Origin of the sequence: Paenibacillus sp. YN15, from assembly GCF_003285005.1 — a bacterium.
Classification (GTDB): domain Bacteria; phylum Bacillota; class Bacilli; order Paenibacillales; family NBRC-103111; genus Paenibacillus_AR.
On the sequence record NZ_QMFA01000016.1, the window covers coordinates 89,677 to 105,775 of the forward strand.

9 protein-coding genes are annotated in these 16,099 nt (G+C 57.7%); 4 read left to right on the plus strand and 5 right to left on the minus strand.

The genetic code is table 11. The annotated features are described in order from the left end of the window. The first annotated feature begins 12 nt into the window (after positions 1–12). From DQG13_RS14760 to DQG13_RS14775, 4 genes are all read left to right on the plus strand, one after another. Complete coding sequence (locus DQG13_RS14760) at positions 13–672, plus strand: amino acid ABC transporter permease (RefSeq protein ID WP_113020548.1); 660 nt, start codon at positions 13–15, stop codon at positions 670–672. 14 nt (positions 673–686) lie between these two features. Further along, positions 687–1,430 carry an amino acid ABC transporter ATP-binding protein gene (locus DQG13_RS14765; protein ID WP_113020549.1) on the plus strand — a complete coding sequence of 248 codons (744 nt, stop codon included), beginning with the start codon at positions 687–689 and terminating at the stop codon, positions 1,428–1,430. A gap of 66 nt (positions 1,431–1,496) precedes the next feature. Beyond that, positions 1,497–2,504 (plus strand): phosphotransferase, encoded by a 1,008-nt coding sequence (locus DQG13_RS14770; RefSeq protein ID WP_113020550.1) that lies wholly within the window; start codon positions 1,497–1,499, stop codon positions 2,502–2,504. A gap of 124 nt (positions 2,505–2,628) precedes the next feature. Next, positions 2,629–3,657, plus strand: coding sequence for a GDSL-type esterase/lipase family protein (locus DQG13_RS14775; RefSeq protein WP_113020551.1), 1,029 nt, complete (start codon positions 2,629–2,631; stop codon positions 3,655–3,657). Between the two features lie 64 nt (positions 3,658–3,721). On the opposite strand, the gene DQG13_RS14780 is transcribed toward DQG13_RS14775, so the two are convergent. From DQG13_RS14780 to DQG13_RS14800, 5 genes are all read right to left on the minus strand, one after another. Beyond that, on the minus strand, positions 3,722–4,873 hold the full coding sequence (locus tag DQG13_RS14780; RefSeq protein WP_181592753.1) for a glycoside hydrolase family 88 protein: 1,152 nt from the start codon (positions 4,871–4,873) through the stop codon (positions 3,722–3,724). A gap of 69 nt (positions 4,874–4,942) precedes the next feature. Beyond that, positions 4,943–8,989 carry a heparinase II/III domain-containing protein gene (locus tag DQG13_RS14785; protein WP_113020553.1) on the minus strand — a complete coding sequence of 1,349 codons (4,047 nt, stop codon included), beginning with the start codon at positions 8,987–8,989 and terminating at the stop codon, positions 4,943–4,945. Positions 8,990–9,007: 18 nt separating this feature from the next. Beyond that, positions 9,008–13,579, minus strand: coding sequence for an Ig-like domain-containing protein (locus tag DQG13_RS14790; protein WP_113020554.1), 4,572 nt, complete (start codon positions 13,577–13,579; stop codon positions 9,008–9,010). A 23-nt stretch (positions 13,580–13,602) separates the two neighbouring features. After that, on the minus strand, positions 13,603–15,099 hold the full coding sequence (locus tag DQG13_RS14795) for an ABC transporter substrate-binding protein (RefSeq protein ID WP_113020555.1): 1,497 nt from the start codon (positions 15,097–15,099) through the stop codon (positions 13,603–13,605). Positions 15,100–15,196: 97 nt separating this feature from the next. Further along, complete coding sequence (locus tag DQG13_RS14800) at positions 15,197–16,096, minus strand: carbohydrate ABC transporter permease (RefSeq protein ID WP_113020556.1); 900 nt, start codon at positions 16,094–16,096, stop codon at positions 15,197–15,199. Positions 16,097–16,099 lie beyond the last annotated feature (3 nt).

Sequence of the window (16,099 nt, forward strand, 5' to 3'; positions counted from 1 at the left end):
CTTTAAGAGCTGATGGATCTGGATTATCTCATTCGTATTGGCAAGCCCATGCTGGAGGGGGCACAAACAACGGTAATGCTGTTTCTCATTGCCATTCTGTTGTCCATTCCTCTTGGGTTTCTGTGTACTATAGCGGTCAAAAGCAGATATAAGCCTCTGTCCTGGCTGGCAGGCGCCTACATTTATGTCATGCGGGGGACCCCGCTCCTGCTTCAGCTGCTGTTTATCTGCTTTGGGCTGCCGATGCTGCCTGTTGTGGGCGAATATTTGGTGATGGACCGTTTTACTGCGGCCTGCCTGGGATTTGTGCTGAACTATGCGGCCTATTTTGCCGAGATCTTCAGAGGCGGGCTGCTTGCAGTTGACAGAGGCCAGCAGGAGGCTGCCCAAGTGCTGGGTTTGAGCCGCTGGAAAAGCATGACGCTGGTTATTATCCCCCAGATGTTCCGGGTTGCCCTTCCGGCGGTTGCCAATGAATCGGTAACCCTGGTTAAGGATACGGCGCTATTGTACGCCGTAGCCGTCCCGGAGCTGCTGCATTTTGCCCAGACCGCAGTCAACCGGGACTCCACCATTGCGCCCTTGTTTGTGGCCGGTGTGATTTATTTGCTGATGACGGTAGTGCTGACGCTGCTGTTCAAGTGGCTGGAGCAAAGATTTAAATTCGAATAAAGGAATGGCGGCACATGAGCATGATTCAAGTTGACGGACTGAGGAAATCCTTCGGCCAGCTGAACGTTCTGCGGGGCGTAAGCCTGGAGATAAAGAAAAATCAGGTGGTGGCCATTATCGGGCCCTCCGGCTCCGGCAAAAGCACCCTGCTGCGCAGCCTGATCCATCTGGAACAGGTGAATGAGGGAAGCATTCGGATCGGAGGCGATTATCTGGTCCGGGAAGGCGCTTACTGCAGCGGAGCGGATATAAAAAGAATGACCTCCACAATGGGAATGGTGTTTCAGCATTTTCATCTGTTTCCCCATCTCACCGTAAGGGCCAATCTGGAGCTTGCCCCGCGCCACGCGGTTCGTCGGCAGCAGACGGCGGATGTGCGCCGCAACAGCCTGGAGCTTCTGCAGAAGGTGGGACTGGAGGATAAAGCGGATGTATATCCGGCCAAATTGTCCGGCGGGCAGAAGCAGCGGGTAGCCATAGCCAGAGCGCTGATGATGAAGCCCGATATCCTCCTGTTTGATGAACCTACCTCGGCCCTTGACCCGGAGCTGACCGGCGAGGTGCTGAAGGTCATCCGCGAGCTGGCTGTTGAGCGGATGACCATGGTCATTGTCACCCACGAAATGGGCTTCGCCCGGGAGGTGGCGGATCAGGTCATCCTGATGGACAATGGAGAGGTTATCGAGACCGGCACTCCGGAGGAGCTGTTCGAAAATCCCCAACAGACTAGAACCCGCGCATTCTTAGGCCTGGGTTAATAAAGCTTGATATAATGGAGCCATCGCGATTCGCGGTGGTTTTTCATTTAGAAAGGTTGTCCGTATATGCCGTTAACGACTGAGGACCAATTGGTAGACGAAATCGGGAGCTGGCTGAAAAAGCATTTTGCGGTTGGGTGGCTTTCTGCCAAGCGTGTAAGGCGGGGATTAAAGAACGAGAAGTGGATTGTGGAGACAAACAAGGGGCGGTTATTTGTTAAGAGCTATCACCCCGGGCGATTTAAGATGCATGATCCGGAGTTTCGGGGCAAGATTGAATATGCGCTGCAGCTTCAGCTGCTTTATTATCAGTCGGGAGGAAAATGCCCTGAGCCGTTGACGCTGGAAGGGCGCTGTATGCATCTCTTGCCCTGCGGAAGATACATAACTGCCATGACATGCTGCCCAGGCGCTATGGTATCTGCTGGCATGATCGGCGAATATGGGATGCACTCCCTTGGACGGGCTGCTGCAGATATGCATAGCGTTTGGGATTCCGCGGCGGCATCGGGGTTGGGAGCAGCAGTCCCGCCGGGGGAACCGGCTTGGCAGTTGTCCCGCAGGGAGATGGCGCGCACCTGGCAGGCAAATTGGGAGGCATCCCGTGACTCCACCGAACGTGTCCGGAACGCCTTGCAATTGCAAAAGGCGATTGTTGATTCCCTTGGAGAGGATGACTTTGTGCCGCTGGCTGCGGGCTGGGCCCACCTGGATCTGTGGGCGGACAACCTGCTTTTCGAAGGGGATGCTCTGGCCGCCATCGTTGATTTTGACCGGGCACGCTACTCGTTTCCTGCGCTGGACCTGGGGAGGGCGGTCCTTTCCGGTACGCTCAGCGGGCGCGGATTCCAGAAGGACGCTGTGGCCGCCTTCACGGAAGGCTACCGCAGTGTGCGGCCGCTGCCGCGCGGTTCACTTTTGAGGGCAATCAAGTATGTTTGGTGTCTCGAATCATTTTGGTGGATTCGGCCGTCCCTGGAATCGTCCAGCGTGGTCCCTGTCCGTTTCGCCGAAGAAATGATTCTCACTGCCGAGCGTTGGGAGCAGCTCGATACCTTTTTTGGGGGGATCTAGCTGGGGGCATAAGCGGAAAAATTGTGTATGGTTGCATGAAATAATGTACATTCTCAAAGCCGGAAATCACTTCTAAAATGAAAGAAAGGACAAAGCTAAGGAACAAGAAAGGGAGACGGAAGCGATGATTTACGGAAAAGTGGAGCTGTTTAATGTGGAGGAGGCCGTTGAAGTGCCCGGCCGGGCGGGAGTGCTGCTGCAGCGGGTGCCCGAGGCGGTCCGCACGCAATTGAAGGAAGGAGCGCAGGGCGTTGCACGGCGGGCCGCCGGAGTCGAGATCCGCTTCGTGAATGAGGGGAGGGAGCCGGCTGTTATCGAGCTTGCAGCCTATCAATCGCCGTCGCGCATCCTTGTGTATGCGGGAGGGCATCAGGTGAAGGAATATGCCGTCGGACCGGAACCGCTGGGAATCGAAATCGCTTATCCGTTTCCGGGATTTCTGCCGGATGCGCAGCCGGTGTCGGTGAAGCCGGCCTATTCCCCCCGCGTCTGGCGGCTTGTTGCGGAAGGCGGCGAGGTGCATTTGCTGAGCGCCAAGGGCGAGGAGCTGCGTCCGCCCCAGGCCGGAGAGACGCCGGAGAAGAAATACCTGGCCTATGGCACCTCCATTACGCAAGGAGTTCAGGCTACTTCTCCCGATCTGAGCTATATCCGGCAGGCAGGGGGACGGCTTGGCCTGGATGTGCTGAACTTGGGTCTGGCCGGAGCGGCCCATTGCGAGCAGGCTATCGCCGACCACATCGCCGGGCGCGGAGACTGGGACATTGCTACCTTATGCGTCTCCATCAACATGCTCAATCAGGGTGTGCCGGTTTCCGAATTTCGCGACAAGGCGGCGTATCTGGCCTGTACGGCGGCTGCCCGCAACCCGGACAAGCCGGTGATCTGCATCGGCCTGTTCCCCAGCTTTGCCGACCTGGGCCTCGTCTGGCCGGAGCGCAGCCCGCAGGCTACTGCCGATGAGTACCGTCGTGCGCTGCGCGAAATTGTGGAGCAATCCGGGCTGCCGAATCTCCATTATATCGACGGCAGAGAGCTGCTGACCTCCTGGGACGGCCTGTCTCATGATCTGCTCCATCCGGGCAACAGCGGCATGATTGAAATCGGGGAACGTTTGGCGGCATTTATGAGGCCGTTGGTTCATAGCCGGTAAATTTCCGGACAAAAAGGCAGGCTCTCGTTCCTTGAAGATGTGGAACGGGAGTCTGCCCTGCTATCTACCAGAAAATCCCCGCCCTGCCTTCCAGCCTAAGCAGCGCTTCCATATAGAAATAATCTCCCCAGATGGCCCCCGCTTGAAGATCGCCGCATTGGGCCAGCCGCAGAATGCTTTCTTCCTCCTCCTCCGCTTGGTAAGGGGGCCGGGACAGCGAGCGGATCATGCGCTCCGCCAGGTCGCGCCATCTTGCCGGCTCCTGCGCGCCTTCCAGCTCCGCAAGCTCCAGCAGGCCGCAGGCGGAAATGGCGGCGGCAGACGTATCCACCAGCTGCGGGCCGCCGGGAGGCAGCCGGAAGTCCCAGACGGGAACGCAGTCCGGCGGCAGCTGCGAAGCGTAATAGCGGGCGATCCCTTCCGCCGCCTCCAGGTACTTCCGTTTGCCGGTGTAACGGAAGGCAACCGCGAAGCCGTACAGCGCCCATGCTGTGCCGCGCGCCCACGCCGTGCCGACTCCATAACCGCAATAATTCCGTTCTCCCAGCGGCTCGCCCGTCAGGGGATCGAACTGAAACGCATGGCATACAGAGAAATCGTCCCGTACCAGCCGCTCCAGTGTTGTGTCCGCATGAACTGCAGCCGCATCGCGGAAGAAGCGGTGCTTCGTTTCCGTCCACGCCCAGAACAGCAGCGGCAAATTCATCATGCAGTCAATAATCATCAGGCCGCTTTTTTCCTCGTCTGTCCGGTCCATTCGGCTCCACGCATCGATATAGCGCCCCTGGACGTTAAGCCGCTTGGCCAGTTCGGTGGCGGCCAGCAGCCCGATGGCCCGCGCCTCGCGGTCGCCGGTAGTCCGGTAAAGCGCCGTTTCGCTGAGCGAATACAAAAAGCCAAGGTCGTGCATCGTCTCCAGCGCATCCGCCGTCACTTTTCGCCGATAATCCTCCTGCAGGCTGTATATGTAACGAAGATAACGGGGATCACCCGTTGCCTGAAACGCCTGAAGCGTCATTCCGGTAAAAAATGAATGGGTCCACTGGTCCATCCGATGGAACGGTTCATGCCGCTCCGTATAACGGCCGTTGATGGTAAAGCTGGGTGTATTCTCCGCCGTAAACCGTTCCATGTTGCGGTCGATCCTGACGATGATCCTGTTCCATTCGGCCATTCGGCGGACCGGTTGCGACGGCGCGTGTTCTGTTTCCTTCATTTTGTCTCTCCTCCGAAAAAAACGATTCATGAATATGATTCCAACAGGCTCCCAGGCTCCCTTCGTTTCCTAATCTGGGGGGGTGAACCTGGGGCGGAGCAGCACAATCGAGCTGCCCTGCACACAGCGGAGCCTCATCCGTTTCGCTCCGTCCAGCCGAATCGAGAACGGAGCGGGCTCACCGTACCGTTTCAGCGGGGGGCTTTCATACGAAGCTTTCCATGCTTCTTCCCCGGCGGCCGCCAATTCGATTGTGGCCCGTCCGGGCAGCTCATCCACTCCGGCTCCGTCGTCTATGGCCCAGGCGCCTGTGAACAGCCAGCTTCCCTTAAGCGCCGGAAGCTCATATACCGCTTCGAAGGCGGCATGCCGCCCCAGCTCGCAGTGGACCGCATCTCCGTATTCAACTCCACATGCCTTGATGGGATATCCGCCGCTCCGGTAGCAGCTGGTCATCAGTTGGGGATTGGGGCGAATCCATCCGGTAACGGTTCTGCCCGATACGATCTGTACCGGCCATTCCGTCAGCGGAATCGGTTGGGCGCCGGCGATTTCCGTATAGAACTGGACAAACGCATGAGCCTGCCTTTTCCCAATGCCGCTGTTGACCGCGCGAACGGATAAGGAGTGGGCGTGGCGGCTGCGGTCGAGGGCTCCGCCATCCGGCGGAATGTCCACAGCAACCTTCACTGTTCGGTTTGCCTCGCTCCACCTGACAGCCGCTAGTTTCGCCATATCCCGGCCATCCAAGCTAATCTCAAGCAGCTCCCGGTCAAAGGGGACGTTAGGCGAATGCAGCACCGCTTCAATCCGTCGGGGCGTATGTCCGTAGGGAACCCGGGTTCCGGAGGGAAACGTTGCGCCGTCTACGGCAACCTCCACCGTACACGCTTCCGCCTGCAGCGGCATGGCTGGCGGAGCCCCGCCGATGAGAATCCATTGCGCGTCCCCTGTATCCTCCGGCAGCCGAAACGAAACGGCTCCCGGAAGCCCAGCCGAACCAGCCGCCGGCTCCCATTGGATGTCCTCCGGCTCCCGGACTGTTCCTGAGCCTGAGGGGGAGCAGCCAAAGATTCGCCGATCCTCTGCAAAGCCCGGCGGCAAGCTTACCCGCAGCTTCTCCTCTTTCCCGGCGGATGGCGCCAGCACCAGCCTGCCGTCTTTCCGTATTTCTGCAAACGCACAGAGCGTGGTGCCGCAGACCAGCCCGAATCCGTTTCCTGTCCCATGGTCATTACCCTTTACGGACAAATAGGTGCCATCCACCACGCCGAAGCCTGAAGGCTCATCTTTCTCATAAATCACATATGCGTAGCGTCCATCCGAGCGGAACCATCCATTCTCGATGGGCTCTGAGCCGGCTTGACAGGCGAACACAATCATGGTGTTTCGTTTGCGGATCGTCAGCAAGCCGCCATCCTTTGCCGCATCGAGAAAAGCTTCCTCCTCACCCTGCTGCAGGACTTCATGCACCGCCGCTATTTGCCGGCAAGTCCCCTCCGCCGCCGCAAACGTCAGGTCCACATGATGATTAAGGGCCCGGCTGTTGGTTGGCCAAACCGACATGGGGCCGGAGGCGTCCGGAGGCGGCAGGAAGCGGGAGACCAGCTTGGAGAAGGAGGCGGAGGAGACGGCGCGGCTGCCTTCCACAGTTGTCACGCCTTCCGAATTGAGATGATAATGTGCCGCAAACGGTTGTTCCGCCTCCATCCGGTCAATGCAGAGAAGCAGATGCGGGCGAAAATAGAAGAGGTCCCGCTCATACAGCGTCAGCTCCGGGTAGCCGACGGTCAGATCGGCCCGGTTGTAATCCGCCGCCGGCGAATGCAGATAGCGGGTCACCTGCGCCGCAGGCTCACCGCCCGGTCCGAACATCCTTTGCCGCGCAGAATCGCCGATCGTGATCGTGTGGGGATGCAGATCGGTGTCCTTCAACCGCGCCGAACGGGGGTCTTCATAGCTGATCGTCCCCGAGTCCAGCCCAAGCTGCTCGCCATAACACTCGATCAAGAGCGCTCCGCGGTCAAGCTGCGTATGCCCTCCCGGCCGGTGGGGCCCATTCTGCTGCAGCACAAGAAAATCTCCGAACTCATACCCGGAGCGGGAAACAATAAAGCCGGATACCGGGAACAATCGGCCCAACGGCTCGCCGCCAAGACCTTCGCCCAGCTCCTCTCTGCTGTCGGGCCAGCACCACAATAGCTCCAAATCGAGCTCCAGGCCGGCCAGCCATTTCCGCGCCGCCTCGCTGTCCGCATATTTGGCCAGCAAACAGGCCGGCAGCTTCAGATCGAACAGGGGCGAGCCCCTGTCGTTGATGTTGACGCCGACCCGCGCCAGGGCGCCGCTGCCATCCAGAAACGAGTTGGAGCGCAGATAGATCGGATATTCCATCGTCCGGCGTGCTCCTTCCGGCAGTTTCTCGCGGAAGCGCCGGGGGTTTTGCTTGGCCAGAGCGGCCAGAAAGCGGCTGCCCACCTCCAGCGAATACATCCAGTAGGCAGTTCCCTCGGCGCAGCCGCCGTCGCTGAACAGGTAGCCGTCAAGGGCTGCGTACAGCCAGCGCTCCGCATCGTCGAAAATGGCCTGCAGCTGCGGCCGGTCGCGGAGCAGCGGCATGGCGCCAAGCCCCAACGTAGCGGCGTAGACGAGTCCCTGGTTCATGGACATCACGGAAGGGTTGCGCCGCACGTAATCATGGGTCGGATACAGCCCTTTGAAGACGATGGCATCCAGCGCGTATTCCCGTTGCGCAGGCGAGAGCAGGTGCCGGACCGCATCGTAGGCTTCCGCCACATCCGGAGCAATCTCCTTGGCGAACGGCAAATCCTGCTTGGCTCCGTTGGGAAAGCTGCCGACATGAACCCACAGCCACTTCTCGATAGAGCATACGGCGATCAGCAAACGCGCAAGGGTCTCCCCGTAGGATGGGCGGCCGTCGGCCAAATAAGCGCGGGTCAAAACCTTTAAGCTCCAAGCCAGGCCAAAATCCATATTCGTATGCAGATTCAGGCTCCATTCGGAATACAAGCCGTCCAGGCAGCCCGGATATTTGTCCGCTCCGCAATAGCGGGCCGGCAGTATCGTGCCGGCGATAGCGGGAAAATCTACGGCAGCCAGACGGTCGGCGCAGCTTCTCCAGAAGCTCAGAACCGGCCTGCCGAATCCTTCCCGGGCGGCTTCGCGAAACCGGGCGAACTCCGCCGCATTCAACAGGAACGTTCCCTCCGGCCGGGGCGGAACGCCTCCTGCGGGGCAAATCTTCATCAGATCGGCGGGAATTGACCGCGGTGTGTCCGTCCACGGCTTCGTCCGCTTTACTTTGGCGATGGTATACATGACAAGGGTAGCGGGCACGCCTGGCTGCGACGGTCCGTTCCGCCTGAGCTCGATTGAGATGCTTGCCAGACGCTTCGCTTCTTCCGGCAGCACAAACAAGGCTTTGACCAGCTTGCCTTCCCCGTTCTGCCAGTCGCCTGTCACCGTGCTGCCGTCGATCAGGAAGCGCGGCCTCCATTGCAGCTGCGGCGCGGCTGTTCCGTAAAATTCCAAAGCCCGGAATCCCTCAAGCGTGATGCTCAGCTCCCGATGAATTGTCGGACAGGAGGCAGAGGATTCCAGCAGTCTCCAGCTTCCGCCCGCATAGCTTCCCTGCTTGCCGGAAATTGGCCCGGAAGCCCGCCATTGGGGAAACTGGCTAAGGTAGTCCATATACTGATAGTCGATGACCGTCTCGTCGTCATATACCTTGATTTCCATATTCGTCGGCAGCGCTTCAAAGTCCGCAATCCCCACGCCGCTGTTTCCATAACCGTCCCGAAGCCGACGAAGGATAAGACCGGTTGCCCGGTCCCATCCTTGCGGCGTTCCGCGTTTTGTCCAATTGTCCAGATCCAGCTGGAAAAAGGTTGTTCCGGCCCAATCGGCGCGAATTTCGGGAATGGCATAAGCGTTCTGTTCATCGGGGGCAAGCAGCACAATCTCGTATGCTTCATGCTGGGGGCTGTCTGCTTCCAGCGTAAGCCGGATGCTTCTCGCTTCCCCGAATTCAGGCGGACAGATGAAGGAATAACGCTGTTCCTCCTTCGTCCCGCTTTCTTCCCGCATAATCGTCATGATATGAAGTACCTCCAGTTATGGCGCCATCTTATACACCGCAACATCGTCAAAATACAGATTGGACACTTTGCCGCTCCAGATGTCCTGAATTTTCAGGATCGATACGCCTGCTCTCGTCCGCTGCATGGCGAGAATGCCGTCGATATAGATGTTGACCTTGCCGGGATTTGTGTACAGGTCAAAGATAATCTGATGCCAGCCCTCCTGACGCGGTCCTGCCAGATTAAAGTAGTTGCCGTACCGCTCCAGATAGTGGGTGGCCGAGCTGTCGTTTTTTAGTCCGGCGAAGTAATCGTTCTGGATGGACAGGCCTCCCGACAGACCGGGCGCCCCGCTGTCATAGAACCACGCTTCGACTACGCCGTTGACGCTTTCCGGCAGCGTATGGCTGATCGTCTCCACGTCATTGTCGAGCTTGAAGCTGTAGCTGCCGCTGCGCGGACGTTCCGTCACCGGAGCGCTTGGCGTGCCGGACACCGTGGTCCATTGGCCCAGCCCGTTTTCGAAGCCGTCGGAGAAATACGTGCCGTTGGCAACAACCGCTATAACAGAAGCGCTTTTTGCCACGCCGTTTCGCGTTACCTCGGCGGTCAGCTTCGTTACGCCAACTGCAAGCGGCGTAATCGTTCCGTCTGCAGCGATTTCCGCTACGGCGGGATTGGAGCTGGCATAGGTTACAGAGGTGACGGATTCAAGAGCCGCCACTGCGCCATTATCCAGGAGCGCCCGTACGCTCAGCTGATAGCTGCCGCCGAGGGCCATGCCGGTAGTGGTGCCGGACAGATCAATCCGGGCCAGCTGGGGCGAAGCTATAACAATCTGCAGGGACGCGCTTACGGTAATGCCATCCAGCGTGGCCGTCGCTGTAATCACCGCCAGGCCGTCGGCAATCCCCGTAACCGTACCGTCAGGCTCTACAGTTGCGACCGCCGGATCGCTGCTTGCAAAGCTGATGTCTGCGGCGCTCAGATCGATCGGCTGTCCGCCCGCATAACCGGTCAGGGACAGGTGGGCGCTGTCACCGGCTGCGATGGACGGGTAATCGGTGGCGATCTCAAGCCGGGCCAGCTGCGGTGTTTCCTCCGTGACCGTCACTTGGCTGACGGATGCGGCCGCCGCCGTATCGACAGCGGAGTAGACGCCGAAGCCGGCCAGCATGCTGTCATCCATGACAACGGTCGAAACCTCCTTGTATTTCACCCAGCTTCCGTTTTCCTTGTAATAGGAGACGAACACGTCACCTTCCCGCGCCAGCTTGATCTCCGTCGGGAAGCTTAGGACTTTTCCGGACACGTACGATGTAGTTCCGCCGTCAATGGTACGGTAAGTCATCTGCAGCCCGCCGCCGGGTGTGACCCTCAGCATGACGTTTTTGGAATTCGCGCCGGGGCTATCCCGCAGCATGATCCCCACTGCCGCATTCGTATTGATGTCCTCCATGGAGTCCAGGGTCGCGCTGATGGACACCACCGACCAAGTTCTGCTGCGAGTCACTTCCCGGGAGACGAACACGAAGTCGTCCGCCGTTCCCCAGACGTTCCCGCTGCCGAGCAGATCGAACTGGCCATCATGCTCCGCAGCATACCCGTTGCCGGTGCCGTACCTCGATACGCTCCACGGCGGGGGCACATCGTCATCGGCCAGAACAATAACGGGCAGCATGCGGCTCAACAGGATGCCGTCCAGCTCGATCCGTGCCGCTGCGGTTGCCTTGCCGCCTGCCAGCCCGTGAACGACGCCGTCCGGTCCGACTGCCGCAATTGCAGGGTCGCTGCTCTCATATGTTATGGTTGCCGCAGACAAATCGGCCGTTGATCCGTCACTCATTGTTCCGGCAAGCTGCAAAGCTGCGGATTGGCCGACGGGGATGAAGCCGGAAGCGCCGCTTTGACTGGCAAAGGCCAGGGTCATGCCGGAAAGGACGTTGTCCATTACGCGGAGGGTCAAGGTGTCCTGCAGCGTCACGCCATCCTTCGAGACGGTAGCGGTGATGGTGGCTGTCCCCAAAGCTTGGGCCGTCACCGTTCCGTCTACCGCAACTGTCACCACCGAATCGTCGCTGCTGGCATATTGGATATCCAGCGAAGCGGAGTCGTAATATTGGCCGAACTGGGAACGGACCTTCGTCTGCAGCTCAAGGGATTGCTCCGGCAGAAGAGCCGTCTGCGCAGCCGTAAGCTCCATGGTGCCCAGCCTGTCGCCTACGATAATGTCAATCGCAGACGAGCGGGTGACGCCGGCCAGGGTTGCGGTGACGGCAATCCTGGCCACGCCTGCCTGGAACGCCAGGACAGCGCCGGATGCATCAACAGCGGCAACTGCAGGATTGTCACTGGCATACGAAAGTGTTGCACTGGTCAAATCAAGCACATACCCGTTTACCGACCTGGCGCTGGTTTCCAGCCCCAGCGAGCTGTTCGCTTCCAGATTAACGCTGGCAGCGGAACTGCCGTCCGCAGATATGGACAGGGCCGCAAGCGAATCATCCGGATCGGAAAAGGGAAAATCGGGAAGCAGGCCGATTGACGCGTAATCGATGTCCGTAAATCCCAGCGAGTATGCAGGCGAATCATAGCGCAGCCGGTAGTCTCCATTATCCGCATCGACAAATTGGGGATTGACGGTAAGCGAATGCTGGTCGTAGGCGGTCTGCCAACTGGAGAAGCTTCGGTCAATGGGCCATCCCTTGACCTTGTAGCTGCCGCTGCTGTTGTAGATCAGGTTGTTGTCGGCGGCCTGAATCAGACTGTCGCCCCATTTGTTGAACGTGTACACGTTGCTGCTTCCGCCCGCAGTATCGAACTGGTAGAAGATGTTGTTCTTCACCGTCAGCGCTTCGTTGTCGTAATAGGTGCCGACAACGCCTCCACCGGTGGTTGCCCGGCTGTCCGCCACAACGTTGTTGGTGACGATGTCATTTTTGCCGGCCTGCCAGATGGCGTCCTTCAGCAATCCGCCGGAGGCTGCCACATGATCGATCAGATTATGGGTAACCAGAACTTGATCCGAATCCCGGTCCATATAGACGCTCATGCCGAAAAACTTGCTGAAGCCAGTATCGTGGACCCGGTTGTTGCGGACCACATTCCCGCTGCCCGTACCGGCCGAATAGATTACGCCGCCGTCCGCCGTATCCTTCATGCCGTCGAACAGATCGTTGTATTCGATCACGTTGTTGCGCGTATGCAGGAAGTCAAACAGATTGTCTTCGGTAACGGGAATACCGTCGATGGTTTGCCCGAGATAGGTATCATACCAGCCTGTGCTGAATGAAATGCAGAACCGGGGCGAATTGTGAATCCGGTTGTGGGAGATGAGATTATCGCCGCTCAGGGTCAGCGTAATGCCGGAACCCGTACCTACCAACTGACCCACATCGTGAATATGATTGTTCGTGACCTGATTGCTGCGGTTGATGTACCGGCTGGCCTTGGGCCCGATGAACCGGACTCCGGTAAAGCCGGTATCGTAAATCAGGTTGCCGTAGATGATATTGTTCTGGGCGTACCCGTTCAGGAAAATGCCGTTTAATCCGGTGCCGTGAATTTGCGAGCCCCGGATGGTGATATGGTCTGCATTTTCCATATAGATGGCGCCGTCCTGGGTGCTGGCCTTAAGCGAATACTCCGCGTCCGTCTCCTGAATGTTGAGCCCCTCCAGACGGATGGTGCTTACCCGCGAGGCTTCGGAGCTGCCGATAAACTCGAAGATGCGCTTCGTGTACGGAATCTCCACTCCTTCAGGCGCCCCATTATCCCGTGGCCAATAGTACAGATCGCCGGCCGCCCGGTCCAAATAATATTCGCCCGGGGCGTCCAGCAGCTCCAGCGCCCCCTGCACGTAATACCGGGAGCCCGCCGCCATATTGTAGGTGGTGGAGGATTTCAGAGCGACGGTGTTCTGCGCGTAGTCGATAGTCTTGACTTCAACGGTCTGGTTGTCGTAATTCAGGCTGCCCCCCGACCACAGATAAACCTGCAGATCGGCGGGGTTGGCCACCGCCGGAAGCTCGCCGGGAGCAAAGCCGAATTTGGACTTGGGCGCTGCGGCATCTTGAGAAGCGACGGACAGGTAATCTTCGTTGGGATACCGGGCCGAAATGAGCCGGTCGCCTTGCTCATACAGCGTGGAGAACGTTCGGCCCGTTCCGATGTGAGCTTTGTAGATGTGTCCGTTATAAGACTCCCACCCGGAGACCGGCATACCGCCGCTGATAATGGGCTCCTCGCCGGGGTAGTTGCGGTACACCACTTCATAACCGTTCATTCCGGAGTCGGCTTCGGTGAAGCGGACGGGGTTGTTCTGACGGTACACCCCGCCGCGCAAATAAACGGCAATATCGCCAGTCATAGAGGGATTCAAGCTGCGGACGGCGTCCCTGGCCCTTTGGATGGTGGCGAAGGGAGCGGCGATGGTGCCCGGATTCCCGTCATTTCCGTCCGGTGAGACGTACAACGCAGTCGGCATCCCAGTTGCCGGCGTCTCCGCTGCCGCCGTCCCCAAATGGCCGAATCCGAAAAAGACAAGACCCAACATGATGCAGAATCTCAGGAGCTTTGCAGAAGCTTTGCCGGTGAAGCGCAGCATGCGATAACCTCCTTTATTCCGAATTATTTATTTTTCGCCATCCATCCGTCCAATTGCTTCTGAATTTCCGCCATTACCTTGTCTTTGCCGGCAGCCTTCATCTTGTCCTCGCGCAGCTTCAGCACTTTGTCCACATCATCCAGTCCGTTGTTCAGAACCGGGTCGGTTTCCGTACGGATGGCTGTGATTTGGGCCAGTTCGTTTTCAACAGGCGTCCGGTCGAAGGTAAAGCCGATCAGCGGGTCGATAGTTGCGGAATCGTTTATCTTCTGGGTCTTCTCCCAGACATCATCCGATTGTCCCGGAATCAGATAGCTGTTAAATGCATTGCCGAACAGGTAGCCGGAGAAGGCGTAAGCGCCTGCAATCGGTTCGATGTGCGTGTTGGACACCTTCTTGTAATCCTGGCCCTCAATGCCCCACGCCAGCAGGTTGAACAGCTCTTTGTCCGTGTTGACCAGATTCAGCAGCATCACGGCTCTTTCCGGATTTTTGGAGGTGGCGCTGATGGCGTTGATCGCGGCTTGAACGGTCCCCTGTTTGGTTACCGGATCACTGTAAGGCATAATCGCCACGTCGAAGCCGTTCTGCTTCTTGAGGCTGGCTTCCACATCGGGGGATATGGAGGTGTAGCGGCTGAAGATTTTGCCGCCCTTGATCAACGGAGATTCATCCTTCAGCGTCGCCACATCCTGCGGGAAGAAGCCCTTCTGATACCAATCGCGGAAGATTTTATAGTTCTCCGCATAATCTGTTGTCGTCGGGTCGTACACCTTGCCCGTCTTCATGTCGACGGCAAAGCCTTCAATGAGTGGCGTAAACGGCACGAACATGTTATTGATGCCTTGGCGGAGCGGCGAAACGCCCGGCTCGCCATCCTTGATCTTCTGGTAGATCGGCGTCAGATCGGCGGTTTTCTTAACGGTGCTCAGGTCAATCTGGTATTTGTCCACCAGATCCTTCTTGAACCACAAGCCGTTTTGGCCGGAAATGGACTGCTTGGAAGGGATGCCATAGATTTTTCCGTTGATTCTCACCGAATCCCAAACCTGCTTGCTGAACAGCCCCTGCAGATCCGGGTATTTTGCCAGCAGGTCGTCAATCGGGAGGTAGGCGCCTTTGCTCACATTGTTCAAATAAGTGTTGGTCCAGGCTGCCGTGTAGGCAATGTCGTACTCCTCATTGGCAGACATGACAAGCTGCATCTTCTGATTGTAATCCCCCGGCGCGACGAATTTGATTTCGAGCGTGGCATTTATTTTGCTCTGAATGATTTCGTTGACCTTCTTGATAACGGAACTGGCGTTTTTCGGCTCGGAGCCCCGTTGGTACCACGTCAGCTTGACCGGGTTCAGCTTTGCTGCATCTGTGGGAGCGGCAGCGCTTGCCTGTGGCGCGGTGCTTGTCTGCGGGGCTGAGCTTGCTTCCTCCTTGCCCTCCGAGCAGCCTGTCATCGCCAGCATCATTCCCGCCAGCGCCGCCGCAGGCAGTCCCAATTTCCAATTGACCTTAATCTGCATGTTCGATCAATCCCCTTTATTAGTTTATAAGTTTATATCTTAAAATCGGCGGCATTTGCAGCCAATCTTAATTTGCCTTGCGGGCAGCCGCTTCCTGCTACCCCTTTACCGCTCCGACCGTCAGCCCCCGGGCAAAATATTTCTGGAAGAAGGGAAACACAAACAGCATCGGACCGATGGTCAGAATACACATGGCCATTCTTGTGCTCTCGGTTGGCAGATTGGCCAACTGGTTGGCATCAACCGGCACATTGTTCTGCATGTTCTGCAGAATCTCCTGGATGTTCTGCATCATGACCTGCAGCAAATACTGCAGCGGGTACATATTCTGTTTGTCGATGAACAGCAGCGCATGGAACCAGGAATTCCAGTAAGCCAGCAATTGAAACAGGCCCACTGTCGCCAGTACCGGCGTGGACAGCGGAAGAATGATTCGCCAGTAGATCCGCAGTTCTCCCGCGCCGTCGATTGTGGCCGATTCGACCAGGGATTCGGGAAGCTGCTGGAAGAAGGTGCGCATGAGAAACATGTACCAGACATTTCCTACAGAAGGAAGGATGAGTGCGGCATAGTTATTTTGCAAATGAAAATATTTGGTCATCATGATGTAGAACGGCACCAGCCCGCCCGAAAACAGCATCGTGAAGAACAGGTAGAACGTAATGATTCTTCTGTACTTGAAGTCGGCCCGCGACAGCGGATAGGCGCACATGGAGATCACGGCCAGCGATAGCAGCGTGCCTGTAAAAGCAATGATCCCCGTTACCTTGTACGCGTCTACAATGGTCATCGGATTGCTCAGAATATACGAATAAGCGCCAAAATCCAGATGCTTCGGGATCAACCGGTAGCCGTAATCGACCAGATCCTGTTCCCCGGATAAGGAAACCGATACGATGGACCATAACGGCAGAATAAACGCCAGGCTGAGCATACAGAAAAAAGCATGGATCAGAATGCGTGATATAGAAAATGGTTGTTTTGTCCTTGTTGCCATACC

Coding starts and splice junctions, on each gene's coding strand:
- DQG13_RS14775 (WP_113020551.1), top strand. CDS start 2,629: ATGATTTACGGAAAAGTGGAGCTGTTTAATGTGGAGGAGGCCGTTGAA.
- DQG13_RS14780 (WP_181592753.1), bottom strand. CDS start 4,873: ATGAAGGAAACAGAACACGCGCCGTCGCAACCGGTCCGCCGAATGGCC.
- DQG13_RS14795 (WP_113020555.1), bottom strand. CDS start 15,099: ATGCAGATTAAGGTCAATTGGAAATTGGGACTGCCTGCGGCGGCGCTG.
- DQG13_RS14765 (WP_113020549.1), top strand. CDS start 687: ATGAGCATGATTCAAGTTGACGGACTGAGGAAATCCTTCGGCCAGCTG.
- DQG13_RS14790 (WP_113020554.1), bottom strand. CDS start 13,579: ATGCTGCGCTTCACCGGCAAAGCTTCTGCAAAGCTCCTGAGATTCTGC.
- DQG13_RS14770 (WP_113020550.1), top strand. CDS start 1,497: ATGCCGTTAACGACTGAGGACCAATTGGTAGACGAAATCGGGAGCTGG.
- DQG13_RS14785 (WP_113020553.1), bottom strand. CDS start 8,989: ATGACGATTATGCGGGAAGAAAGCGGGACGAAGGAGGAACAGCGTTAT.
- DQG13_RS14760 (WP_113020548.1), top strand. CDS start 13: ATGGATCTGGATTATCTCATTCGTATTGGCAAGCCCATGCTGGAGGGG.
- DQG13_RS14800 (WP_113020556.1), bottom strand. CDS start 16,096: ATGGCAACAAGGACAAAACAACCATTTTCTATATCACGCATTCTGATC.